Origin of the sequence: Delftia deserti (assembly GCF_042653485.1) — a bacterium.
Lineage (GTDB): Bacteria > Pseudomonadota > Gammaproteobacteria > Burkholderiales > Burkholderiaceae_C > Comamonas > Comamonas acidovorans.
The window spans coordinates 6,486,709-6,509,424 of sequence record NZ_JBHSIH010000001.1; the positions used below are offsets into that span (position 1 = coordinate 6,486,709).

At 67.6% G+C, this 22,716-nt stretch carries 24 protein-coding genes; 21 read left to right on the plus strand and 3 right to left on the minus strand.

Annotated features, from left to right (window positions below; translation table 11 throughout):
- The first annotated feature begins 94 nt into the window (after positions 1–94).
- The 12 genes from ACFPFG_RS30585 to ACFPFG_RS30640 all read left to right on the plus strand — a co-directional run bounded on the left by ACFPFG_RS30585 (position 95) and on the right by ACFPFG_RS30640 (position 11,647).
- On the plus strand, positions 95–613 hold the full coding sequence (locus ACFPFG_RS30585) for a hypothetical protein (protein WP_183022120.1): 519 nt from the start codon (positions 95–97) through the stop codon (positions 611–613).
- Positions 614–793: 180 nt separating this feature from the next.
- Positions 794–1,918: a 4-oxalomesaconate tautomerase gene (locus tag ACFPFG_RS30590; protein ID WP_380109650.1), complete on the plus strand. Its 1,125-nt coding sequence runs from the start codon at positions 794–796 to the stop codon at positions 1,916–1,918.
- 101 nt (positions 1,919–2,019) lie between these two features.
- On the plus strand, positions 2,020–3,402 hold the full coding sequence (locus ACFPFG_RS30595; RefSeq protein WP_183022118.1) for an MFS transporter: 1,383 nt from the start codon (positions 2,020–2,022) through the stop codon (positions 3,400–3,402).
- A gap of 37 nt (positions 3,403–3,439) precedes the next feature.
- Positions 3,440–4,468 (plus strand): amidohydrolase family protein, encoded by a 1,029-nt coding sequence (locus ACFPFG_RS30600; protein ID WP_197955939.1) that lies wholly within the window; start codon positions 3,440–3,442, stop codon positions 4,466–4,468.
- A gap of 33 nt (positions 4,469–4,501) precedes the next feature.
- Positions 4,502–5,185 (plus strand): 4-carboxy-4-hydroxy-2-oxoadipate aldolase/oxaloacetate decarboxylase, encoded by a 684-nt coding sequence (ligK, locus tag ACFPFG_RS30605; RefSeq protein WP_071956256.1) that lies wholly within the window; start codon positions 4,502–4,504, stop codon positions 5,183–5,185.
- A 13-nt stretch (positions 5,186–5,198) separates the two neighbouring features.
- Positions 5,199–6,116 (plus strand): amidohydrolase family protein, encoded by a 918-nt coding sequence (locus tag ACFPFG_RS30610; protein ID WP_013801815.1) that lies wholly within the window; start codon positions 5,199–5,201, stop codon positions 6,114–6,116.
- Positions 6,117–6,164: 48 nt separating this feature from the next.
- Entirely contained in the window at positions 6,165–6,623 is a 459-nt protein-coding gene (gene ligA, locus ACFPFG_RS30615; RefSeq protein WP_012206248.1) for a protocatechuate 4,5-dioxygenase subunit alpha, read from the plus strand.
- A 1-nt stretch (position 6,624) separates the two neighbouring features.
- Positions 6,625–7,494, plus strand: a complete 870-nt coding sequence (locus ACFPFG_RS30620; protein WP_012206247.1) for a class III extradiol dioxygenase subunit beta — start codon at positions 6,625–6,627, stop codon at positions 7,492–7,494.
- Between the two features lie 82 nt (positions 7,495–7,576).
- Positions 7,577–8,536: a Gfo/Idh/MocA family oxidoreductase gene (locus tag ACFPFG_RS30625; RefSeq protein ID WP_183022115.1), complete on the plus strand. Its 960-nt coding sequence runs from the start codon at positions 7,577–7,579 to the stop codon at positions 8,534–8,536.
- A gap of 166 nt (positions 8,537–8,702) precedes the next feature.
- The gene (locus tag ACFPFG_RS30630) at positions 8,703–9,587 is read left to right on the plus strand and encodes a 4-hydroxyphenylpyruvate dioxygenase (protein WP_380109656.1); all 885 of its coding nucleotides are present in this window, start codon (positions 8,703–8,705) and stop codon (positions 9,585–9,587) included.
- A 65-nt stretch (positions 9,588–9,652) separates the two neighbouring features.
- The gene (locus ACFPFG_RS30635; protein WP_183022113.1) at positions 9,653–10,549 is read left to right on the plus strand and encodes a sugar phosphate isomerase/epimerase family protein; all 897 of its coding nucleotides are present in this window, start codon (positions 9,653–9,655) and stop codon (positions 10,547–10,549) included.
- Between the two features lie 72 nt (positions 10,550–10,621).
- Positions 10,622–11,647, plus strand: coding sequence for an aldo/keto reductase (locus ACFPFG_RS30640; protein WP_183022112.1), 1,026 nt, complete (start codon positions 10,622–10,624; stop codon positions 11,645–11,647).
- Between the two features lie 16 nt (positions 11,648–11,663).
- On the opposite strand, the gene ACFPFG_RS30645 is transcribed toward ACFPFG_RS30640, so the two are convergent.
- Both ACFPFG_RS30645 and ACFPFG_RS30650 read right to left on the minus strand, forming a co-directional pair.
- Positions 11,664–12,101 carry a nuclear transport factor 2 family protein gene (locus ACFPFG_RS30645; protein WP_380109659.1) on the minus strand — a complete coding sequence of 146 codons (438 nt, stop codon included), beginning with the start codon at positions 12,099–12,101 and terminating at the stop codon, positions 11,664–11,666.
- 17 nt (positions 12,102–12,118) lie between these two features.
- The gene (locus ACFPFG_RS30650; protein WP_012206241.1) at positions 12,119–12,889 is read right to left on the minus strand and encodes an IclR family transcriptional regulator domain-containing protein; all 771 of its coding nucleotides are present in this window, start codon (positions 12,887–12,889) and stop codon (positions 12,119–12,121) included.
- Positions 12,890–13,085: 196 nt separating this feature from the next.
- On the opposite strand from ACFPFG_RS30650, the gene ACFPFG_RS30655 reads away from it, so the two are divergent.
- From ACFPFG_RS30655 to ACFPFG_RS30685, 7 genes are all read left to right on the plus strand, one after another.
- Positions 13,086–14,480 (plus strand): MFS transporter, encoded by a 1,395-nt coding sequence (locus ACFPFG_RS30655; RefSeq protein ID WP_374617568.1) that lies wholly within the window; start codon positions 13,086–13,088, stop codon positions 14,478–14,480.
- 48 nt (positions 14,481–14,528) lie between these two features.
- Positions 14,529–15,362 (plus strand): shikimate dehydrogenase family protein, encoded by an 834-nt coding sequence (locus tag ACFPFG_RS30660; protein WP_183022109.1) that lies wholly within the window; start codon positions 14,529–14,531, stop codon positions 15,360–15,362.
- 91 nt (positions 15,363–15,453) lie between these two features.
- The gene (locus tag ACFPFG_RS30665; protein ID WP_312372449.1) at positions 15,454–16,605 is read left to right on the plus strand and encodes a porin; all 1,152 of its coding nucleotides are present in this window, start codon (positions 15,454–15,456) and stop codon (positions 16,603–16,605) included.
- A 29-nt stretch (positions 16,606–16,634) separates the two neighbouring features.
- Positions 16,635–16,763, plus strand: coding sequence for a hypothetical protein (locus ACFPFG_RS30670; protein WP_380109662.1), 129 nt, complete (start codon positions 16,635–16,637; stop codon positions 16,761–16,763).
- A 56-nt stretch (positions 16,764–16,819) separates the two neighbouring features.
- Positions 16,820–17,257: a type II 3-dehydroquinate dehydratase gene (aroQ, locus tag ACFPFG_RS30675; protein ID WP_183022107.1), complete on the plus strand. Its 438-nt coding sequence runs from the start codon at positions 16,820–16,822 to the stop codon at positions 17,255–17,257.
- Between the two features lie 74 nt (positions 17,258–17,331).
- On the plus strand, positions 17,332–18,585 hold the full coding sequence (locus ACFPFG_RS30680; RefSeq protein WP_380109664.1) for an MFS transporter: 1,254 nt from the start codon (positions 17,332–17,334) through the stop codon (positions 18,583–18,585).
- 33 nt (positions 18,586–18,618) lie between these two features.
- Entirely contained in the window at positions 18,619–18,822 is a 204-nt protein-coding gene (locus ACFPFG_RS30685; protein ID WP_259649371.1) for a tripartite tricarboxylate transporter substrate-binding protein, read from the plus strand.
- An 84-nt stretch (positions 18,823–18,906) separates the two neighbouring features.
- Here ACFPFG_RS30685 and ACFPFG_RS30690 read toward each other — a convergent pair whose 3' ends face one another.
- Positions 18,907–19,245, minus strand: a complete 339-nt coding sequence (locus ACFPFG_RS30690; protein ID WP_183022105.1) for a DUF6616 family protein — start codon at positions 19,243–19,245, stop codon at positions 18,907–18,909.
- A 213-nt stretch (positions 19,246–19,458) separates the two neighbouring features.
- Here ACFPFG_RS30690 and ACFPFG_RS30695 point away from each other — a divergent pair, with 213 nt between their 5' ends.
- On the plus strand, positions 19,459–20,928 hold the full coding sequence (locus ACFPFG_RS30695) for a leucyl aminopeptidase family protein (RefSeq protein WP_380109667.1): 1,470 nt from the start codon (positions 19,459–19,461) through the stop codon (positions 20,926–20,928).
- Positions 20,929–21,043: 115 nt separating this feature from the next.
- A complete protein-coding gene (locus ACFPFG_RS30700; RefSeq protein ID WP_380109669.1) occupies positions 21,044–22,714 on the plus strand; it encodes an ABC transporter substrate-binding protein in 1,671 nt (556 codons plus the stop codon).
- Positions 22,715–22,716: the final 2 nt, after the last annotated feature.

A 22,716-nucleotide genomic window follows, 5' to 3' on the forward strand; every position in this document is an offset into this window, starting at 1 on the left:
CGGGTTCTTACACCTTTTCAGGCGCAGCGGCCCACGCGGCCCCGCGCGCTTGGTAGAAACGGGGCCTTTCCTGTTTCACCCACTTCAAAAGAACATGGCCCTGCTCACCTTGCGATCCACCTTGCGCGCCGCGGCCGCCCTTGCGCTGGCCTGCTCGGCCCTTGCGGCCCAGGCGCAGACCTACATCAGCGGCTCGGTCTCGGGCCAGCTGGCACCGGGCGTCTACGGCACCGTGGACATCGGCAACGCGCCGCCGCCAGCGCTGCTGTACCAGCGCCCCGTGATCATTGCGCCGGCCCCCATGGCTCCGCCGCCTGTCTACATGTGGGTGCCCCCGGGCCACGCCAAGCACTGGGGCAAGCATTGCGCCCGTTACGGCGCCTGCGGCCGCCCGGTGTACTTCCTGCGCAACCCGCCGCCGCACTGGCACGCCGGGCCACCGCGGCCCGATCCTCGCTGGCGCGAGGAGCGCCGCCACCGTGAATGGGAACACCGCCGCGATGACCGCCGCTGGGACCGTGACGATCGCCACGATCGCCATGGCGGGCGTGGTGACGACCACCGCGGCCGCGGGCATGACCATGATCGCGGCCGGGGCCATGGCCGCGATTGAGCGGCACCGCATAAAAATAAGTTGTATCAAGCAGTTGCGGCGCTCGGGCGTCGCAGTCTGTGGCCCAGGCCTGGCATTGGGCTATGCCGGTTTGCTATAGCTGCTAGCGGGCTTGCTCAGTGGTGCCCGGCCCGCGCCATGCTCACAATAGCTGTCATACCCATACTGATAGAGACAGCCATGCAAACGGCCATTCCCTGCCTGCTGATGCGGGGCGGTACTTCCAAGGGCCCCTTCTTCCGGGCCACCGATCTTCCCTCCGACCTGCCCACGCGCGACCGCGTGCTGCTCGCAGCCATGGGCTCGCCCGACAAGCGGCAGATCGACGGCGTGGGTGGCGCGCATCCGCTGACCAGCAAGGTCGGCATCGTCAGCCTCTCCGACAAGGAGGGCATCGACCTCGAATTCCTCTTCGCCCAGCTGCAGCCCGACAAGGACACGGTGGACACCACGCCCAACTGCGGCAACATGCTGGCCGGCGTGGTTCCCTTTGCGCTGGAGACCGGCATGGTCTCCTCGCGCGGCGAGACCAGCACCTTCCGCGTGCTGACGCTGAACACCGGCATGGCGGCCGACATCACCGTGCAGACGCCCGGCGGCCAGGTGGAGTACGAAGGCTCGGCCCGCATCGACGGCGCGCCCGGCAGCTCGGCACCCATCGAGATCAGTTTCCTGGACACGGCCGGCTCGGTCTGCTCGGGCCTGCTGCCCACGGGCAAGCCCCGGGACACGGTCACGGTGACGGGCGAGGGGTTCGAACCCTTCACGCTCGACGTCACCTGCATAGACAACGGCATGCCGCTGGTGATCTTCAAGGCCGCCGACGTGGGCGCCACCGGCCTGGAGACCGTGGCCGAGCTCAACGCCGACACCGACCTCAAGCGCCGCATCGAGGCGCTGCGCCTGCAGATCTCCCGGACCATGGGCCTGGGCGATGTCTCGGCCAAGAACTACCCCAAGATGACGCTGATCGCGCCGCCCCGGCATGGCGGCGCGCTGAGCACGCGCAGCTTCATCCCCCACGTCTGCCATGACGCCATCGGCGTGCTGGCAGCCGTCACCGTCGGCACGGCCGTGAAGATGCCGGGCACCGTGTGCGACGGCGTGGCGCAGCTCACGCAGGGCGCGGGCCCGCTCACGGTGTCGGTGGAGCATCCCACGGGCGAATTCAGCGTGACGCTGGACAGCGACCCGGCCCACCCCGAGGAGGTGACCAAGGCCGCCTTGCTGCGCACGGCGCGCCTGCTGATGCGCGGCGAGGTCATGGTGCCGCGCTCGGTCTGGGACGGCCGCAGGCAGGACTGAAGAAACAGCGCAGGGGCTTGCCGGCCCCTGCAGTGCAAGGGGCGGGTCGCGCGCGCAGATGCGGTATCCGCCAGGCCGAGAGACAGTGGAAGAGACAAGTCATGACATCCGTCCAGAAGGACGCCGCAGCAACCGGCGTCAATGTGCAGACCCTGCTCAACGAGCACCCGTTTTCGGGATTCCAGTGGGTGATCTTTGCGCTGTGTTTCCTGATCGTCCTGCTCGACGGCTTTGACACGGCGGCCATCGGCTACATCGCGCCCTCGCTGATCGGCGAGTGGGGCGTGAGCAAGCCTGCGCTGGCGCCCGTGCTCAGCGCGGCGCTGTTCGGCCTGGCCGCAGGCGCCCTGTTCTCTGGTCCGCTGGCTGACCGGCTGGGCCGCAAGACCGTGCTGGTGGGTTCGGTGGCGGTGTTTGCCGTGTCCTGCCTGGCTTCGGGCTTTTCGCCCGACATCTGGACGCTGGCCGTGCTGCGCTTCGTCACCGGCCTGGGCCTGGGCGCCGCCATGCCCAATGCCGTCACGCTGATGAGCGAGTACTGCCCTGATTCGCGCCGCGCCACGCTGACCAACGCCATGTTCTGCGGCTTTCCGCTGGGCGCGGCCTTCGGCGGCTTTCTGGCGGCCTGGATGATCCCGCATTTCGGCTGGCGCAGCGTGCTCATCCTGGGCGGTGCCGCGCCGCTGCTGCTGCTGGTGGCCCTGGTCGTGCTGCTGCCCGAATCGGTACGCCACATGGTGGCCAACAACTACCCGGCCGAGCGCATCCGCAAGGTGCTGGCGCGCATTGCCGGTGATGCCGTGCAGGGCGTGCAGCGCTTCGTGCTGACCGAGTCCAAGCCCCAGCCCGAATCCCAGGCCAGCAGCGGCATGGGCGTGGTGCTGTCGCGCGAGTACCGGGTGGGCTCGATCATGCTGTGGATCGCCTACTTCATGGGCCTGGTCATCTTCTACGCGCTGATGAACTGGATGCCCGTGCTGTTCAAGGAAGCGGGCCTGGACCCCAAGACCGGCACCCTGGTGGCCGCGCTGTTCCCGCTGGGCGGCGTGGGCGCCGTGCTGTTCGGCTGGCTCATGGACCGCTTCAATGCCAACCGCATCATCGCCATCGGCTATGCGCTGACGGCGGCCTCGATCTGGTGGATAGGCCAGACGGCCGGCCACCTGGGCTGGCTGGTGGTGGCCGTCTTCCTGGCCGGCACCATCATGAACACCGCGCAATCGTCCATGCCGGCGCTGGCCGCCGCCTACTACCCCACGCGTGGTCGTGCGACGGGCGTGGCCTGGATGCTGGGCATCGGGCGCTTCGGCGGCATCGCGGGCTCCTTCCTGGTGGCCGAGCTGTCGGCGCGCCAGCTGGGTTTCAGCGAGATCTTTGCCGTGGTGGCCATTCCGGGCGTGATCGCCATGGCCGCCCTCATCATCAAGCAGTACAGCAGTCCCGAGCCGCAAGGCGGCGCGGCGCCTGCCGCACCCCTCCACTGACACATTCCCACCCCATAAAGACGCAGGAGACCATCCGATGATCATCGACGTACACGGCCACTACACCACCGCGCCCGCGGCCCTGGGCGCCTGGCGCGACCTGCAGATCGCAGGCCTCAAGGACCCGTCCAAGGCCCCCAGGGCCAGCGACCTGAAGATCAGCGACGACGAGATCCGCGAGACCATCGAGACCAACCAGCTCAAGCTGATGAAGCAGCGCGGCTCCGATCTCACCATCTTCAGCCCGCGCGCCAGCTTCATGGCCCACCACATCGGCGACTTCCAGACATCGAGCACCTGGGCCGCCATCTGCAACGAGCTGTGCTACCGCGTCAGCGAGCTGTTCCCCGAGCATTTCATCCCAGCCGCCATGCTGCCGCAGTCGCCGGGCGTGGATCCCGCCACCTGCATCCCCGAACTGGTCAAGTGCGTGGAGCAGTACGGCAACGTGGGCATCAACCTGAACCCCGACCCTTCAGGCGGCCACTGGACCTCGCCCCCGCTGTCGGACCGCTCCTGGTATCCCATCTACGAAAAGATGGTGGAGTACGACATCCCCGCGATGGTCCACGTCTCCACCAGCTGCAACGCGTGCTTCCACACCACGGGCGCCCACTACCTGAATGCCGACACCACGGCCTTCATGCAGTGCCTGACCAGCGACCTGTTCAAGGACTTCCCCACGCTCAAGTTCCTGATCCCCCATGGCGGCGGCGCCGTGCCCTACCACTGGGGCCGTTTCCGCGGCCTGGCGCAGGAGCTCAAGAAGCCGTTGCTGGACGAGCACCTGCTCAACAACATCTTCTTCGACACCTGCGTCTACCACCAGCCCGGCATCGATCTGTTGACCAAGGTGATCCCGGTCAAGAACATCCTGTTCGCCAGCGAGATGATCGGCGCCGTGCGCGGCATCGACCCGACCACGGGCCATTACTACGACGACACCAAGCGCTACATCGAGGCCACGGCCAACCTCACCGAAGAGGAGCGCTACCAGGTCTACGAAGGCAACGCGCGCCGCGTGTTCCCGCGCCTGGACGCCGCCCTCAAGCACAAGGGCCTGTAAGCAGGCCGCCACCACAGATCCAAGGAGAACACCATGTACGAACTCGGTGTGGTTTACCGCAACATCCAGCGCGCCGACCGCGCGGCCGCCGACGGCCTGGCCGCCCTGGGCTCGGCCACCGTCCACGAGGCCATGGGCCGCGTGGGCCTGCTCAAGCCCTATATGCGTCCCATCTACGCGGGCCAGCAGGTCTCGGGCACGGCCGTCACCGTGCTGCTGCAGCCCGGCGACAACTGGATGATGCATGTGGCCGCAGAGCAGATCCAGCCCGGCGACATCGTGGTCGCGGCCGTGACCTCGGAATGCACGGACGGCTACTTCGGCGACCTGCTGGCCACCAGCTTTCAGGCGCGCGGCGCGCGTGCGCTGATCATCGACGCCGGCGTGCGCGACGTGAAGACGCTGCAGGAAATGAACTTCCCCGTGTGGAGCCGCGCCATCTCCTCCAAGGGCACGATCAAGGCCACGCTGGGCTCGGTCAACATCCCTGTGGTCTGCGCAGGCATGTGGGTCACGCCCGGCGACGTGATCGTGGCCGATGATGACGGCGTGGTCTGCGTACCCGCCGCCAAGGCCGCCGCCACGCTGCAAGCCGCGCAAAAGCGCGAAAGCTTCGAGGGCGAGAAGCGCGCCAAGCTGGCTTCCGGCGTGCTGGGCCTGGACATGTACAAGATGCGCGAGCCCCTGGAAAAGGCCGGCTTGCGCTATATCGATTGAGGAGGAGAAGCGCATGAGCAATTTCGAGAAGACCCCCGGCTGGCTGGACTGGTACGCCGGCCCCTCCAAGCCGAAGTTCCAGGTGCCGGCAGGCGCTGTGGATGCCCACTGCCACGTCTTCGGCCCTGGCGATGAATTCCCCTTCGCGCCCGAGCGCAAGTACACGCCCTGCGACGCCAGCAAGCAGCAGCTGTTCGCGCTGCGCGACCACCTGGGCTTTGCGCGCAACGTCATCGTGCAGGCCACCTGCCACGGCGCCGACAACCGCGCCATGGTCGATGCCTGCAAGGCCGCCAACGGCAAGGCGCGCGGCGTGGCCACGGTGCGCCGCAGCGTGACCGATGAGGAACTGCAGGAGCTGCACGCCGCCGGCGTGCGCGGCGTGCGCTTCAACTTCGTCAAGCGCCTGGTGGACTTCACGCCCAAGGACGAGCTGCTGGAGATCGCGGGCCGCATCGCCAAGCTCGGCTGGCACGTGGTCATCTACTTCGAGGCCGTGGACCTGCCCGAGCTGTGGGATTTCTTCACCAGCCTGCCCACCACCGTGGTCGTGGACCACATGGGCCGCCCCGATGTGAACAAGCCCGTGGACGGCCCCGAGTTCGAGCTGTTCCTCAGGTTCATGCGCGAGCACCAGAACGTCTGGAGCAAGGTCAGCTGCCCAGAGCGCCTGTCCGTCACCGGCCCCAAGGCGCTGGACGGCGAGCAAAATGCCTACCGCGACGTGGTGCCCTTCGCCCGCCGCGTGGTCGAGGAGTTCCCCGACCGCGTGCTGTGGGGAACCGACTGGCCCCACCCCAACCTCAAGGACCACATGCCCGATGACGGACTGCTGGTCGATTTCATCCCGCACATCGCCCCCACGGCCGAACTGCAGCGCAAGCTGCTGGTGGACAACCCCATGCGCCTTTACTGGCCCGAAGAGGCCTGAAGGCGACCATGTCCGGCCTGGGTGCCGGACATATTCAAGGAGATATCCATGGCATTGGACAAACCCTATCTGGACGTGCCCGGCACCATCATTTTTGATGCCGAGCAGTCCCGCAAAGGCTACTGGCTCAACCAGTTCTGCATGTCGCTGATGAAGGCCGAGAACCGCGAGCGCTTCAAGGCCGACGAACGTGCCTACCTGGACGAATGGGCCATGAGCGAGGAACAGAAGCAGGCCGTGCTTGCCCGCGACCTCAACTGGTGCATGCGCACGGGCGGCAACATCTACTTCCTGGCCAAGATCGGCGCCACGGACGGCAAGAGCTTCCAGCAGATGGCAGGCTCCATGACCGGCATGTCCGAAGAGGAATACCGCAACATGATGGTGGGCGGAGGCCGTTCGGCCGAAGGCAACCGCCGCGTGGGCGAGGAGGGCGATGCCCAGGCCCACCGCCAGCCGCAGGGCAAGGCCGGCAGCGTGGACAAGAACAACAAGGAAGGCAACTGACATGGCGCGCATCACCGCATCCGTCTACACCTCGCATGTGCCCGCCATCGGCGCGGCCATGGACCTGGGCAAGGCAGACGAGCCCTATTGGCAGCCTTTGTTCAAGGGCTTCGAGCACTCGCGCCAATGGCTCAAGGACAACAAGCCCGACGTGATCTTCCTGGTCTACAACGACCACGCGACCGCGTTCAGCCTGGACTTCATCCCGACGTTCGCCATCGGCACGGCCGCCGAATACCAGCCCGCCGACGAAGGCTGGGGCCCGCGCCCCGTGCCCAAGGTCGTCGGCCATCCCGAGCTGGCCAGCCACATCGCGCAGTCCGTGATCCAGCAGGACTTCGACCTCACCATCGTCAACAAGATGGACGTGGACCACGGCCTGACCGTGCCGCTGTCGCTGATGTGCGGCGAGCAGGATGCGCGCACGGGCGCCTGGCCCTGCCCGGTGATTCCGTTTGCCGTGAACGTGGTGCAGTACCCCGTGCCGTCGGGCCAGCGCTGCTTCAACCTGGGCCGCGCCATCCGCCGCGCCGTGGAAAGCTTCGACGAAGACCTGAACGTGCAGATCTGGGGCACGGGCGGCATGAGCCACCAGCTGCAGGGCGCGCGTGCGGGCCTGATCAACAAGGAGTGGGACAACCGCTTCCTGGACCTGCTGATCGAGAACCCTGCCGGTTTGGCCAAGATGCCGCATATCGACTACGTGCGCGAGGCTGGCTCCGAAGGCATCGAGCTGGTGATGTGGCTGATCGCGCGCGGCGCCATGGCCGATGTGGATGGCCCTGCGCCGCTGCCCAAGGTCAACCACCGCTTCTACCATGTGCCCGCGTCCAATACGGCCGTGGGACACCTCATCCTGGAGAACGGCTGAGGCCCCCACGTTCATCACTGCGTGTATTCACTGCCCCCCGAGGGGGCCTTCGCCTCCTTGAGGCGGCTCTACGGAGACTCATATGAGCAACAAGACCATCAAAGTCGCCCTGGCGGGCGCCGGTGCCTTCGGCATCAAGCACCTGGACGGCATCAAGAACATAGCCGGCGTGGAAGTCGTCTCCCTGGTGGGCCGCGAGCTGGCCAAGACCCAGGAAGTGGCCGACAAGTACGGCATCAAGCATGTGACCACCGAGCTGGCCGACAGCCTGGCCCTGCCCGAGGTGGACGCCGTCATCCTGTGCACGCCCACGCAGATGCATGCCGCCCAGGCCATCGAATGCCTGAAGGCCGGCAAGCATGTGCAGGTGGAGATCCCGCTGGCCGACAGCCTCAAGGACGCCCAGGCCGTGGCCGATCTGCAAAAACAGACCGGCCTGGTGGCCATGTGCGGCCACACGCGCCGCTTCAACCCCAGCCACCAGTGGGTGCACAAGAAGATTGAGGCCGGCGAGTTCAACATCCAGCAGATGGATGTGCAGACCTACTTCTTCCGCCGCACCAACATGAACGCGCTGGGCCAGGCCCGCAGCTGGACCGACCACCTGCTGTGGCACCACGCTGCCCACACCGTGGACCTGTTCGCCTACCAGGCCGGCAGCCCCATCGTGAAGGCCAACGCCGTGCAAGGCCCCATCCATCCGGAGCTGGGCATTGCCATGGACATGAGCATCCAGCTCAAGGCCGCCAATGGCGCCATCTGCACGCTGAGCCTGTCGTTCAACAACGACGGCCCGCTGGGCACCTTCTTCCGCTACATCGGCGACACCGGCACCTACATCGCGCGCTATGACGATCTGGTCAACGGCAAGGAGGAGAAGATCGACGTTTCCAAGGTCGATGTGTCCATGAACGGCATCGAGCTGCAGGACCGCGAGTTCTTCGCCGCCATCCGCGAAGGCCGCGAGCCCAATGCCAGCGTGGCCCAGGTGCTGCCCTGCTATCAGGTCCTGCACGACCTCGAAAAACAGCTCACCCCCTGAGCCGCTTCGCGTCTTCCCCTGAAAGGGGGACGACACCCTCGGTGCGGGGCGGCCCTTCCTTGGTGTCTCTGAGTTGGGCCGAGCCAGTTTTACGCGTATTTGATCGTAAGAGAACGATGCCACTTGGGCGTGGCGCGACAATCATGTTTCCACCCGGAGTACCGCAATGACCGATTCCTCCTCCAGCAGCCGGGAAGACGTGCCCGAGGCGTCCAATCGCCTCGGGATCGACGGCATAGAGTTCATCGAGTACACGACCAGCCAGCCCCAGGCCCTGGGCCAGGTGCTGGAGGGGCTGGGTTTTCGCCCCGTGGCGCGGCACCGCTCGCGCGAGGTGACGCTGTACCGGCAGGGGGACATGAACCTGGTGGTCAATGCGGGCGCTGCCGATGCGCTGGCCAATGCCGCCTCGGACGGGCAGCCCGTCATCTCGGCCGTGGCGCTGCGCGTGCAGGATGCCCTGCAGGCGCATACGCGCTGCATCGAGCTGGGAGCCTGGGCGGCGCCCAGCCAGGCCCAGGCGATGGAGCTGCACATCCCGGCCATCCACGGCCCGGGTGGCAGCCGCTTCTACTTTGTCGATCGATGGCAGGAGTTCTCCATCTACGACATCGATTTCAAGCCCGTCGCCGGGGCCGATCCCCATCCACCGGCGCTGACCGGCCTGGGCTATTTCGGCGTGGTCCAGTACATAGGGCGTGGCCGCAGCGCCGACTGGATCACCTACTTCGAACGCATGTTCGACTTCCACCTGCTGCCCGACGCGCAGCGCTTCGGCATCCTGCCCAAGGGCAAGCTCATGCGCAGCCCCTGCAAGCGCTTCCTGTGGCAGCTCATCGAGCCCGATCCGGGCCTGGAGTGGGACGACATGCCCGAGCGCCTGCAGCGCATAGGCCTGGGCACCACCGACGTGCCTGGCGCCGTGCAGGCGCTGCGCCAGCGCGGCGTGGAGTTCGTGGAATCGAGCCGCCTGCACCCCGATGACCGCGGCGCGCTCACGCGCAACGCCATGGGCACCGTGGTGTTCGAGCTGGTGCACCGCGACGCCTAGCGCAAAGCCTGGCGCGCCGCCGTCCGATTCAACCGCCGATACACACAACGATCCTGGAGGGCAACATGGGCTTGCTGGACAGCTATGGCATGGACACCATCACTCTGAATGGCTCGCTGGAGGCCAAGCTCGACGCCATACGGCGCGCGGGCTTCACCCAGGTCATGCTCAGTGCGCGCGACCTGGCCGGTCACCCGGGCGGCGTCAAGGCGGCGGCGGCGGCCGTGCGCGCCAGCGGCCTGCGGCCCACGGGCTTTCAGGTGCTGCGCGACTTCGAGGGCCTGTCCGACCACCTGCACCACTACAAGGTGGACATCGCCAAATCCATGCTGGAGATGTGCGCCGAGATCGGCAGCCCCGTGCTGCTGGCCTGCTCGTCCACCTCGCGCCATGCCACGGGCGACCTCGACGTGATTGCGCGCGACCTGCGCAAGCTGGCCATGCTGGGCATTCCGCTGGGCGTGAAGATCGCCTACGAGGGGCTGTCCTGGGGCCGCAACGTCAACGAATTCACCACCAGCTGGGACGTGGTCTGCCGCGCCGACATGTCCAACCTGGGCATCGGCCTGGACTCCTTCCACATCCTGGCTGCCAAGACGCCGCTGGATGCGCTGGAGCTGATCGACCGCGACAAGATCTTCCTGGTGCAGCTGTCCGACTTCATGTGGCATGACGCGCCCACCTTCGAGGAACGCATGGCCACGGCGCGCACCTTCCGCGTGTTTCCGGGCGAGGGCGTGCACAGCGAGCGCCTGGCCGACCTGGTGCTGCGCCTGGACCGCCTGGGCTACCGGGGCGACTACAGCTTCGAGGTCTTCAACGACGACTATCAGCAACTGCCGCTGGACACCGTGGCCGAGCGTGCGCGCCGCAGCGCGCAGTGGCTCAACGACGACGTGCTGCACCGGCCCGTGCCGCTGCCGGCCTGGGCGCGCACGGGCGTGAGGGGCCCGTCGGTTTGACGGCAAAATGGGCCTTCGACATTGCAAGGGAGCGCTGGCCGCTCCCTTGCTTCTTTTCCCTGTGAGAAAACCATGACCAACCTGTCCACACGCCACCTGGGTCCCTTCTCCGTCAGCGCCGTCGGCCTGGGCTGCATGAACCTCAGCCACGCCTATGGCCATCCGCCGTCGCCCGAGCAGGGCAGGGCCGTGCTGCATGCGGCGCTGGACGCCGGCGTCACTCTGTTCGACACGGCGGCGCTGTATGGCTTCGGCGCCAACGAATCCCTGGTCGGCCCCGTGCTCAAGTCCCACCGCAACCACATCACCCTGGCCAGCAAATGCGGCATGGCCGGCGTGCGCGGCGACGATGGCGTGGTGCGCCGCGTGATCGATGGCCACCCCAGGACCCTGCGCCGCAATTGCGAAGACAGCCTGCAGCGCCTGGGCACCGATGTCATCGACCTCTACTACCTGCACCGCTGGGACCGCCGCGTGCCCATCGAGGAATCGGTGGGCGAGATGTCGCGCCTGGTGGAAGAGGGCAAGGTGCGCGCCCTGGGCCTGTCCGAGATCGGCGCCGACGCGCTGCGCCGCGCCCATGCCACCTTCCCCATCGCCGCGCTGCAAAGCGAGTATTCGCTATGGTCGCGCAATGCCGAGCTGGGCACGCTGCAGGCCTGCAAGGAACTGGGCATTGCCTACGTGGCCTTCAGCCCGCTGGGCCGCGCCTTCCTCACCGGCAAGCTCCAGGAGGTCGAGGGCCTGGTCAAGGGCGATATCCGCGCCGCCATGCCGCGCTTCGCGCCCGAGGCCTATGCGAAGAACCTGCAACTGCTCGCGCCCATGCAGTCCATTGCCGAGCGCGCCGACTGCACGCTGGCCGAGCTGGCCATCGCCTGGGTGCTGCACCAGGGCGAGCATGTGATTGCACTGCCGGGCACCACCAGCGTGGACCACCTGCACGAAGACCTGCGCGGCGGCGCCGTGCGCCTGGATGCGGCCCTGCTGGCCGAACTGGACGACCTCTTCAAGCCCGAGCGCATCCAGGGCGACCGCTATGCCGTGGCTTCGCAGCGCGAGGTGGACACGGAAAAATACGCGTTCGAGACGGTCTGAACACGCCGCAGGCCGCTCATGGCATGGATGCGGCCAGGTCGAATGGCGCCGTGGGCGTGCCCTGGTGGAAGCGCATCTGCCAGCCCAGGGCCGTGCGCAGCCAGACCGAGGAGCGCAGCGTATGCCTGCCGGCCGTTCCATCCTCGGCCACGCTGGCCGAGCGGTAGGTCAGCAGCGCGCTGTCCGGCCCCAGGCGCGCCAGGGCGAATCCATCTGCCACCAGCTGCAGCGGCGGCTGAGGCTGCACGGCAGCGCCCAGGCTGCCTACGCTGTCGGCCTTGTCATGCACGCCGCCCGAGCGGCCGAACTCCAGGAAGTCTTCATGCAGCAGCGCCTGCAGCTGGCCTGCGTCCGATCGCACCTGCGGATCGTGCAGTCGCACTTCCAGTGCCTGCAGATGCTGCAGCAGATGGTCGTCGCCGCCATGCATGTCCAGGTCAGGAAGTTGCGCCATGGCTATGTTGTTCACCATCAGATCAGATCCCGCATGGCCTGCGCCGTCTCGCGCAGCATGGGCAGCACGCGCGCCACGGCGTCCTTGCCGGTTTCGCGGCCCATGGGCATGGTGATGTTGAGGGCGCCGGCGAGCGCACCGTGGCGGTCGCGCAGCGGCACGGCAATGCCGCGCGAGTCCAGGTTGAGCTGCTGCTCGCACAGCGCCCAGTCCTGGGTGCGGATCAGGGCCAGCTCGCGGCGCATTTCGGCGGGGCAGGTGATGGTGTGCGAGGTGAAGACCGTCAGCGCGCGGTTGTCCAGCCAGTGCTCCAGCTCGGCGTCGCTGCGCATGGACAGCATCAGCATGCCGGCCGCCGTGACCTGGGCCGGCACGCGGGCGCCCAGCACGTAGCCGGTGTTCATGTTGCGGTTGGGTCCGTTGCGCGCGATGTAGACCACCTCGTCGTCGTCCAGCACCGCCAGGTAGGCGGTTTCATGGGTGCCGGCGGCCACGCGCTGCAGAAACGGCTGGACGATGCGCGGCAGCCGTGCCGACTCCAGGTACGACTGCCCCAGCCGCAGCACGCGCGGCGTGAGCCAGAACAGCTTGCCGTCCCCCGCCACGTAGCCCATGTGCTGCAGCGTCAGCAGGTAGCGCCGCGCGGCGGTGCGCGTCATGCCCGTGCGCTGGCCGGCCTCGGCGGCCGTCATGCGCGGGTGGGCGTCGTCAAAGGCTTCGATGATCGATACGCCGCGTTCCAGTCCGGCAATCCAGTCGCGCTGGGCGAGGGTGGAAGGTGTTGTCATGGCGAGCTTGAGTTTTCCGTATTAACCCTGGGTGCGTGCGATTATCGAACTGCACGGTGCGATCAGCGCACATGCCCCTGGAAATTGGCTTGGGCAGATTCATAGGCGGGAACTACATTTTTTACATCCCGCTGGCCTGGCCGCAAGCATCCATCACTTGCCGCAGCGGGGATCTTTTGCCTGGAGGAGACAACACATGAGCGCAACACCGATACATACGCAGTCAACGCAGCACCAACCCAGGAAGGCCGCAACCAGCGGCTGGATAGGCTCGGCACTGGAGTACTACGATTTCTTCATCTACGCCACGGCTGCGGCGCTGATCTTTCCGCAGATCTTCTTTCCGCAGGGTGATCCGGCGATTGCCATCATCGCCTCGCTGGCCACCTATGGCGTGGGCTATGTGGCGCGGCCCATCGGCGCCTTCGTGCTGGGCCACCTGGGCGACACGCACGGGCGCAAGCAGGTGCTGGTGTGGTGCATGTTCCTGATGGGCTTTTCCACCATCGCCGTGGGGCTGCTGCCCACCTATGACCAGGTCGGCCTGTGGGCACCGGCGCTGCTGGTGCTGATGCGGCTGATCCAGGGCTTTGCCGTGGCCGGCGAGATCTCGGGCGCCAGCTCCATGATCCTGGAGCATGCCCCGTTCGGGCGGCGCGGCTTCTTCGCCAGCTTCACGCTGCAGGGCGTGCAGGCCGGCCAGATCCTGGCAGCGGCCGTGTTCCTGCCGCTGGCGCACTACATGCCCACCGAGCAGTTCAACAGCTGGGGCTGGCGCATTCCCTTCATCCTGAGCTTCGTGGTCATCATCGCGGGCTGGATCATCCGCCGCGAGGTCAACGAGACCCCGGCCTTCACCGCCGCAGGCCGCAGCGAGGCGCGTCCGCGTTCGCCCGTGGTCGAGGCCTTCCGCCACCATTCGCCCGACATGCTGCGCGTGGTCTGCATGGCGCTGATGAACGTGATCCCCGTGGTGGCCACCATCTTCGGTGCCGCCTATGCGGTGCAGCCCGCCTACGGCATCGGCTTCGCCAAGGACATGTACCTGTGGATTCCCGTGGTGGGCAACATCGTCGCGGTGCTGGTGATCCCCATGGTGGGCAACCTGTCCGACCGCATCGGCCGGCGCCCGCCCATCATCTTCGGCGCGCTGCTGTCGGGGCTGCTGGCCATCGGCTACCTCTACGCCATCAGCACGCGCAACATGCCGCTGGCCTTCGCCATGTCCATCCTGATGTGGGGCGTGGTCTACCAGGGCTACAACGCGGTGTTCCCCAGCTTCTACCCCGAGCTGTTCCCGACCCGCACACGCGTCTCGGCCATGGCCATCTCGCAGAACGTGGGCACGGCCATCACCGCCATGCTGCCTGCGCTGTTCACGGCCGTGGCGCCTCCGGGTTCCCAGAACATCTGGCTGACGGTGGGGCTGATCGCTTTCGGCATCACCGTGGTCGCAGCGCTGGCCGCCTGGAGCGCCCGCGAGACCTACCGCGTGCGCATGGAGGATCTGGGCGAGGCCGGTGCACGGCCTGTGGACCCCGCCGAGTACGAGCGCCTGCGCACCCAGGCCCTGGCCCAGTCCGGCCGCTGAATTTCACACGCCACATACCGCCAACCCAAGCATCCGAAAGCCCAGGGAATGATTTCCGGAAAAACCACCCTCATCGCGCACATCGGCGATCCCACCGAGACCTTCAAGTCGCCCATGATCTACAACCCATGGTTCGACGGCCGGGGCATAGACGCCTGCGTCGTGCCCATGGGCGTGAAGGCGGCGCATTTCGCGCCGGACTTCGCGGCCATCATGCGTTTCACCAACCTGCGCGGCGCGCTGATCACCATGCCGCACAAGGTGTCCGTGGTGGACCTGGTGCACGAGGTCACGCCCGCCGTGCACATTGCAGGCGCCTGCAATGCCGTGCTGCGGCGCGAGGATGGCACGCTGCTGGGCGACCAGTTCGACGGTGCGGGCTTTGTGCGCGGCGTGCTGCGCAAGGGGCGGCAGCTGCAGGGCGCGCGGGTGCTGATTTCCGGGGCGGGTGGCGTGGGGTCGGCGATTGCCGCCTCGCTGGCGGCAGCCGGCGTGGGCGAGCTGATGCTGTTCGACACGCGGGCCGAGAGCGCGCAGGCCCTGGCCGGGCGGCTCGCTGCCTACTACCCGAGGTTGAAGGTGGGCACGGGCTCCAGGGACCCGCAGGGCTTCGACGTGGTCGTCAACGCCACGCCGCTGGGCATGAAGGCCGATGACCCGCTGCCGTTCGACGTGCAGCGCATCGCGCCCACCACCTTTGTGGGCGAGGTGGTGATGAAGTCCGAGTTCACACCCCTGCTGCGCGCCGTGCGCGACAAGGGCTGCGACTTCCAGGTGGGCACGGACATGCTGTTCGAGATGATTCCCGCCTACCTCGAATTCTTCGGCTTCGGCAGCGCCACGCCCGACGAGCTGCGCGCCACCGCGCACATCTCCTACTGATCCAGCCGACAGACAACCGGCCCGGGATGCGTCCAGGGCAGGGCGCAGCCACGCCCGAAAAAGCATTTTTCACAGAGAAGGAGACAAGACCATGCAACAGCAAATGCACCAGACACCGCGAGTGCCGCAGCGCGGGGCCCTTCGCATCCTGGCCCTGGCCACCGTGCTGGGCGCCTGGGGCGCGGGTGCCCACGCCCAGTCCTCGGTCACCATATACGGCAGCGTGGACCAGTACATCAACCACATGCGCAGCAGCTCGGGCGCATCCATGACCACGCTGGAGGACGGCGCCCTGCTGCGCAGCCGCCTGGGCTTTCGCGGTCAGGAAGACCTGGGTGGTGGCCTGTACGCCAAGTTCCAGCTGGAGATGGGCATCAACGCCGACAACGGCACGCAGGCCGACAGCACGCGCGGCTTCGACCGCCAAAGCTGGGTGGGCCTGGGCGGCGGCTGGGGCGAGGTGCGGCTGGGCCGGCAGAACACCGTGATCTTCGGGCGCGGCGACTACATCGACTTCACCTCGCGCACGTTGGGATCGATGGTCAACAACTTCGGCGTGCCCTCGCGCTTCGACAACGACATCTCCTACACCTCGCCACGCATGGCCGGCTTCCTGTTCGAGGCCCACTACGCCATGGCCGAGACCGGTGCTCCAGCGCGCCAGGCCATCTACCAGCTGGGCCTGGACTACCTGAACGGCCCCTACCGCGTCGGCTATGCAGGCCTGTATGCGCGTGCGCCGCAGAACGCGGCCTATACCGACGCGGTCCGCTACGACAACCTCTACGCCAACTACGACTACGGCAAGGGCAAGGTCCAGCTGGCCTTTGTGCGGTCCAACAACAGCACGGCAGGCTCGGCGGGCAACAACACGGGCACGGTGCTGGGCAATGTGGGCGGGCTGGTGGCGGGCACGAATGCCGATGTGCGCCGCTTCTACCGCGTCTGGCAGCTGTCGGCCGACTACCGCGTGACGCCGCAGCTGCGCGTGGGCGCGCTGTGGGGCCGCATACAGGATGGCTCGGACAGCGGGCGCGGCGCATCGGGCGGCGCGGTCGCGGCCTACTACGACCTGTCCAGGCGCACCATGCTCTACGCGGTGGCCGAGCAGCTGAAGAACGACCGCAATGCGGGCTTCCGGCTGGCGGCCTCGGGCGGCATGAAGCCCAACTTCACATCGGCCGACGACGTCAACGGCCGCACCATCAAGGGCGTGCAGCTGGGCGTGCTGCACCGCTTCTGAGAGGGGCTCGCCATGGCCCAATAGCGCAGGTGGCGCAGGTGGCGCGTGGCCTGGCCCAGCCGCTGCTCAGCGTGCGCTACGGCCTGCGCAACCTGCAGATCACCGAGGCCATTGCGCAGGCTGCCCGCATGGGCGCCGCCATCGACACCACGGCCTGACCCGGACGCCACCGGCACGCCATCCTCCATCCAAGACATCGAGCCACGGAGCCACCATGAAAAAGATCCTGATGCTGCACGGCATCAACCACAACATGTTCGGCCAGCGCGATCCGGCGCAGTACGGCACGGTCACGCTGGCCGAGATCGACGCCTCGCTGCGCAGCCTGGGCAGCCAGCTGGGCTGCGAGGTGGACAGCTTCCAGACCAATTGCGAAGGCGCCATGTGCGAGCGCATACACCAGGGCTTCAGGGACGGCGTCGATGGCGTGCTCATCAACGCCGGCGCCTGGACGCACTACAGCTACGGCATCCGCGACGCGCTGGCCATGCTCACCGTGCCCGTGGTGGAGATCCACATGAGCAACATCCATGCGCGCGAGCCCTTCCGCCACCACTCGGTGTTTGCCGACATCGCCCGGGGCCAGATCTGCGGTTTCGGCGCGGACAGCTATCTGCTGGGCCTGCGGGCTGTGCTGTCCTCCATCGCATAGGCGCAACCGGCCATGCATCTGCCTTTGAACTCCCTCGCTCGACGCGCTGCATGCCGTGACCAGGCTTCATTGAGATGAACTTCGCCGATCCCGGCCCGCGCCGCTCCGTTTCCTTCCTCCTGCTGCTGCCGCTGCTGCTGGCCGCGCAGCCGGTCGCCACCGATGGCTATCTGCCGGCGTTGCCCGAGATCGCGCGCGACCTGGGCTCGGCCAGCAGCAGCCTGACCGTGTTCATGCTGGCCTTCGGTGTCGCCCAACTGGTGTGCGGGCCGCTGGCCGACCGCTTCGGGCGCCGGCCCATGCTGCTGACGGGTTTGGCCTGCTACACGGCAGCGGCGGCCGGCTGTGCGCTGGCGGGCAGCGCGGACGCACTGGTGGCCTGGCGCGCCGTGCAGGGCGCGGCCATGGCGGCCATCCTGGTGTGCGCACGGGCTGCGGTGCGCGACCTGTATCCGGCCCATGAAGGGCCGCGCATCATGGCCCGCGGCCTCACAGGCCTGGGGCTGGTGGCCCTGGTGGCGCCGATTGCCGGTGCATGGGGAGTCCAGGCCACCGGCTGGCGCTGGGTGCTGGTGGCGATGGGCGTCTACTCGCTGGCTTTGCTGGCACTGTGCTGGCGCACTTTCAGCGAGACGCGGCAAGCGCCAGCGGAGTCTGCCCCGGTCATCGCATCCGTACCCGTATCCGTATCCGCTGGCGGTGTGCGCCAGGTGATCGCCGACCCCGGCTTTTGCGCCTGGACGGCGCTGGCCGCAGCCACCTACGGCGGCATCTTCTGCTTTTTGCTGCTGTCGCCGATGGTGTACGTCGACCTGTTCGGCCTGTCGCCCGTGCTCTACGGCTGGATTCCAGCGGGCGGCTCGCTGGTCTACATCCTCGGCATTACATGGTGCCGGCGCCTGCTGTCGCGCCACGGGCCGGTGCGCACGGTGCAGCTGGGCGCTTCGCTCAGCCTGCTAGGGCCGTGCATCCAGATCGCCGGCTGCGTGCTGGCGCCGGCCTCGCCCTTTCCACTGCTGCTGGGGCACGCGGTGTATGCACTGGGCCATGGCCTGCACCAGCCTTGCGGCCAGGCGGGCGCGGTGGGTGGCCTGCCGCCGCAGCTGGCCGGGCGGGCCGTGTCGTGTTCGGGCTTCGCGATCATGTGCGTGGCCTTCTGCGCCGGCCAGCTGGCGGCGCAATTTGTCGATCCGACGATGCGCCACGGTGCCTGGCCGATGGTGCTGCCCATGGCGCTGGCGGGCGTTGTGCTGGTCCTTATCGCCTTTGCCTGGCTGCCGCGGCTGTACCGGCTGCGGTCAGCGCAAAGGGTTCAGCCCCGGTCATGACACTGTTCACGCATCCGTGCGGTGTTCCCCCCGATGCTTCATGAACCGGTGGTGGGACATGCCGGGCGCATCGACATGTACATGGGCTCCGTTCCCACGCTGCTGTCGCATATCCAGTCGGGCAAGGTCCGCGCCATCGGCGTGACCACCGCGAGCCGCTCCAAGCTGCTGCCCGACGTGCCGACCTGCACCGAATCGGCATCAAGGGCGTGGAGCTGGCCAGCGTGTGGGGCGTGATGGCCCCGGCCGGCACCTCCGACGCCATCGTCAAGCAGCTCAACGAAGCCATCAACAAGGTGGTGAACGCACCCGACGTGCGCCTCAGGCCTCGGCCAGCGCCTTCAGATGGCTTTCCAGGCCGCCCGTGCCGCTGGCCGCGTTCACATGGTCGAAGTAGCCGTACCAGCCGCTGGCCTTGATTCCCGCCAGCAGGGCATCGCGCGCGGCGGTATCGGGAAAGCGCCAGATGCCCAGGAAGCGGTGGGGGCTGGCCCGGTCCAGGGTGGCATCGGTCTCGGCCAGGGCCAGCACCTGCACGCCCATGGCAGCCAGGCCGCCCATGGCGCTGGCAACCGCGTCCAGAAACTGCTGGCGCTGCGCGGCGGGCAGGGCCAGCCAGGCGGGGTTGGGGGAATAGAGCTCGACCAGATAGTGGGACATGGTGTTTCCTGGGGTTGAGACGCTGTGCGCCGGTTGTGATGCTGGCATATTGTATGGCAGCTAATTATATGTTGGTGCCATGGCACGCAGCCTGTGCCGTCGATGGCTTTGCTCTGGCGCTGCCTTCCATCAGGGGTTTGCGCATATCCATATGCGGCAGGCTTGTTTGCGATAGGCGGGCTGGCCTTTAGGCTGGCGCGCTTTGACCACGCCATGTCCAGCTCCGTCACAACTGTCCATTCCGATTCCCGCCCCGGCGCCTTTGCCATTTCATCCCAACCCGCCACGGCCTTGCACCGCGCCACGCCGGCTACGCTGGCGGCCTTGCTGGAGCAACTGCCCCCGGCCCAGGCCCGATGGGCGCGCGCCGCAGGCTTCGATGCGCAGCCGGGCCGCATCCTGCTGTTGCCCGGCATGCAGGGCGAAGGGCAGGGCGAGTGCACTGCCCTCGCTGGCGTGCTGGTCGGCGTGGACCCGGACCAGCCGCTGTGGCAGCTGGCCGGCCTGCCGGCTGTGCTGCCGCCCGGCATCTATGCGCTCGCCGATGCGGATGAGGCTCAGAGGCCGCATCTGCTGCTGGGCTGGGCACTGGGCGCGTTGCCATCGACCCGCCAGGCGCGGCAGTCGGATGCGGCAACCGCTCCATCACTCGCTCAGCTGGTGGCAAGCCCTGATGAGCAGGCAGCCGTCGCGCCAATGGCCGCAGCCATTGGCGAGGTGCGGCGGCTGGTCAACCTGCCTGCCAACCAGCTGGGTCCCGAACAGCTGGCCCAGGCCGTGGCCGACCTGGCCGCGCGCCATGGCGCGCGCTACCGGCAATGGGTGGGCGACGAGCTGCCCGCCGCAGGCTTTGCCCTGGTGCACGCCGTGGGTCGGGCGGCGTCCCAGGCGCCGCGCGTGGCCGAGCTGACCTGGGGCGATGCCGCGCTGCCCCATGTGGTGCTCATCGGCAAGGGCGTGTGCTTTGACTCCGGCGGGCTGGACCTCAAGCCCGCCGCAGGCATGCGCTGGATGAAGAAGGACATGGGCGGCGCCGCACACGCCCTGGCCCTGGCCGACCTGCTGATGCAGGCGGGCCTGCCCATCCACCTGAAGCTGCTGGTGCCTGCGGTGGAGAACGCCGTGGGTGCCGGTGCGCTGCGGCCCGGCGACATCATCGAGGCCGGTGACGGCCGGCGCGTGGAGATCGAGAACACCGATGCCGAAGGCCGGCTCCTGCTGGCCGATGCGCTGCACCACGCCATTCGCAGCGCGCCCATGCCGCCCGCGCTGCTGATCGACCTGGCCACACTCACGGGCGCTGCGCGCACGGCGCTGGGGCCGGACCTGCCCGCGCTGTTCAGCAACCATGACGGCTGGGCCGATGCGCTGCTGGCCCAGGGCCGCGCGCAGGCCGACCCGCTGTGGCGCCTGCCCCTGTGGGCGCCGTACCGCCGCATGCTCCGCTCCGACCAGGCCGACCTGCTCAACGCCGCCAGCACGCCGCAGGGCGGTGCCATCACGGCTGCGCTGTTCCTGGAGAGCTTTGTGCCGCCCGAGCTGCCCTGGCTGCACCTGGACCTGTTCGCCTGGAATCTGGAGGAGCGCCCCGGCCGTCCCAGGGGCGGCGAGGCCCAGGGCCTGCGCGCGCTGTACGCCCTGCTGTCGCAGCGCTTTGCATCTGCGCGCAGCGCATTTGCATAGGCGCAATCGGGCTTTGCGGCGGGCCGGTGGCTCCACACAATCGGCCGTCTGGTGCAGCCGGCGCGGCACCCGCCGCCGCCTTCCTGCGATCTTGTTCCGGCTGCCAGGACACTTCATGACCCAAAGACGCTTCCTGCCTCGCCTTTCCCTGCTGCGCACCCACTTGCGCACCCTGCGAACTTCCGCACTGCTTCCCGCCCTGGCCGCAGCCCTGCTGTGCGCACCGCCCGCCCAGGCCGAAACCCTGCGCTGGGCACGCTCCACCGACGCATCCACGCTGGACCCGCACGCGCTGAACAACGGCCCCAACCACAACCTGCTGCACCAGATCTACGAGCCGCTGATCATCCGCACGGCCGATGGCAAGCTGCTGCCCACCCTGGCCACGTCCTGGGCGCTGACTGCCGACCCCTCGGTCTGGGAGTTCAAGCTGCGCAAGGGCGTGAAGTTCCATGACGGGAGCCTGTTCACGGCCGACGACGTGCTGTTCTCGCTGCGCCGCGCGCGCTCGGCCACCTCGGACATGCGCTCGCTGCTGACCTCGATCACCGACGTGACCAAGGTCGATGCCTTCACCGTGCACATCAGGACCAACGGGCCCAACCCGCTGCTGCCGGCCAGCCTCATCAACATCCAGATCCTGAGCGCCGCCTGGGCCAAGGCCCATGGTGCCGAGCAGCCGCAGAACGCGCTGGCCAAGGAAGAGAACTACGCCACGCGCAACGCCAACGGCACGGGGCCCTATGTCATCGCCTCGCGCGAGCAGGACACGCGCACCGTGCTGCGGCAGTTCCCCGGCTACTGGGGCAAGGGCCTGTTCCCGCTGGAGATCGACGAGCTGGTCTACCTGCCCATCAAGTCCCAGGCCACGCGCGTGGCGGCGCTGCTGTCGGGCGAGGTGGACTTCGTGCAGGACCTGCCCATCCAGGACATCGCGCGCCTGAGCGCCGACCCGCGCTTTCGCATCAACCAGGCCGCCGAGAACCGCACCATCTTCCTGGGCCTGAACGTGGGCGCCGCCCCGCTGGCGCATTCCGATGTGAAGGACAAGAACCCGCTGGCCGACCTGCGCGTGCGCCAGGCCTTCCAGCTGGCCATAGACCGCCAGGCCATACAGCGCGCCGTGATGCGCGGCCTGTCCGTGCCCACCAACATCATTGCGCCGCCCTTTGTGCACGGCTACGAGAAATCCTTTGGCGCCGTGGGCAAGGCCGACTTGGCCCAGGCCAGGAAACTGCTGGCCGAGGCCGGCTACCCCAACGGCTTCGGCATCACCCTGCATTGCACGAACGACCGTTATCTGAACGACGAGGCCATCTGCCAGGCCATCGCAGGCTTTCTGGGCCGCATCGGCGTGAAGACCGCCGTGTCGTCCCGGCCGCTGGCCATCCAGACGGCGGCCATCAACAACCAGGAAACGGATTTCTACCTCTACGGCTGGGGCGTGCCCACCTATGACTCGGCCTATGTCTTCGACTACCTGGTGCACACGCGCGGCAAGAACGGCCGGGGCAACACCAATGCCACGCGCTACAGCAATGCCGAGCTGGACAGCAAGATCGTCTCCCTGGCCTCCGAGGGCGATGCGCGCAAGCGCGATGCCACCATCCACTCCATCTGGAGCACGGTGCAAAAGGAGCTGATCTACCTGCCGCTGCACGACCAGATCCAGACCTATGCCATGGTGCGCAAGTTCGACATCCCGGTGAATCCGTCGAACACGCCGTACTTCAAGCTGTTCAAGCAGCCCGGTGCGCGCCAGGCTGCGGTGGCCGGCGCGCAATAGGC

Excerpts from the sequence above, each read along its gene's own strand:
- ACFPFG_RS30585 (WP_183022120.1), top strand. The coding sequence starts at position 95 with ATGGCCCTGCTCACCTTGCGATCCACCTTGCGCGCCGCGGCCGCCCTT.
- ACFPFG_RS30590 (WP_380109650.1), top strand. The coding sequence starts at position 794 with ATGCAAACGGCCATTCCCTGCCTGCTGATGCGGGGCGGTACTTCCAAG.
- ACFPFG_RS30595 (WP_183022118.1), top strand. The coding sequence starts at position 2,020 with ATGACATCCGTCCAGAAGGACGCCGCAGCAACCGGCGTCAATGTGCAG.
- ACFPFG_RS30600 (WP_197955939.1), top strand. The coding sequence starts at position 3,440 with ATGATCATCGACGTACACGGCCACTACACCACCGCGCCCGCGGCCCTG.
- ligK (WP_071956256.1), top strand. The coding sequence starts at position 4,502 with ATGTACGAACTCGGTGTGGTTTACCGCAACATCCAGCGCGCCGACCGC.
- ACFPFG_RS30610 (WP_013801815.1), top strand. The coding sequence starts at position 5,199 with ATGAGCAATTTCGAGAAGACCCCCGGCTGGCTGGACTGGTACGCCGGC.
- ligA (WP_012206248.1), top strand. The coding sequence starts at position 6,165 with ATGGCATTGGACAAACCCTATCTGGACGTGCCCGGCACCATCATTTTT.
- ACFPFG_RS30620 (WP_012206247.1), top strand. The coding sequence starts at position 6,625 with ATGGCGCGCATCACCGCATCCGTCTACACCTCGCATGTGCCCGCCATC.
- ACFPFG_RS30625 (WP_183022115.1), top strand. The coding sequence starts at position 7,577 with ATGAGCAACAAGACCATCAAAGTCGCCCTGGCGGGCGCCGGTGCCTTC.
- ACFPFG_RS30630 (WP_380109656.1), top strand. The coding sequence starts at position 8,703 with ATGACCGATTCCTCCTCCAGCAGCCGGGAAGACGTGCCCGAGGCGTCC.
- ACFPFG_RS30635 (WP_183022113.1), top strand. The coding sequence starts at position 9,653 with ATGGGCTTGCTGGACAGCTATGGCATGGACACCATCACTCTGAATGGC.
- ACFPFG_RS30640 (WP_183022112.1), top strand. The coding sequence starts at position 10,622 with ATGACCAACCTGTCCACACGCCACCTGGGTCCCTTCTCCGTCAGCGCC.
- ACFPFG_RS30645 (WP_380109659.1), bottom strand. The coding sequence starts at position 12,101 with ATGGCGCAACTTCCTGACCTGGACATGCATGGCGGCGACGACCATCTG.
- ACFPFG_RS30650 (WP_012206241.1), bottom strand. The coding sequence starts at position 12,889 with ATGACAACACCTTCCACCCTCGCCCAGCGCGACTGGATTGCCGGACTG.
- ACFPFG_RS30655 (WP_374617568.1), top strand. The coding sequence starts at position 13,086 with ATGAGCGCAACACCGATACATACGCAGTCAACGCAGCACCAACCCAGG.
- ACFPFG_RS30660 (WP_183022109.1), top strand. The coding sequence starts at position 14,529 with ATGATTTCCGGAAAAACCACCCTCATCGCGCACATCGGCGATCCCACC.
- ACFPFG_RS30665 (WP_312372449.1), top strand. The coding sequence starts at position 15,454 with ATGCAACAGCAAATGCACCAGACACCGCGAGTGCCGCAGCGCGGGGCC.
- aroQ (WP_183022107.1), top strand. The coding sequence starts at position 16,820 with ATGAAAAAGATCCTGATGCTGCACGGCATCAACCACAACATGTTCGGC.
- ACFPFG_RS30680 (WP_380109664.1), top strand. The coding sequence starts at position 17,332 with ATGAACTTCGCCGATCCCGGCCCGCGCCGCTCCGTTTCCTTCCTCCTG.
- ACFPFG_RS30685 (WP_259649371.1), top strand. The coding sequence starts at position 18,619 with ATGCTTCATGAACCGGTGGTGGGACATGCCGGGCGCATCGACATGTAC.
- ACFPFG_RS30690 (WP_183022105.1), bottom strand. The coding sequence starts at position 19,245 with ATGTCCCACTATCTGGTCGAGCTCTATTCCCCCAACCCCGCCTGGCTG.
- ACFPFG_RS30695 (WP_380109667.1), top strand. The coding sequence starts at position 19,459 with ATGTCCAGCTCCGTCACAACTGTCCATTCCGATTCCCGCCCCGGCGCC.
- ACFPFG_RS30700 (WP_380109669.1), top strand. The coding sequence starts at position 21,044 with ATGACCCAAAGACGCTTCCTGCCTCGCCTTTCCCTGCTGCGCACCCAC.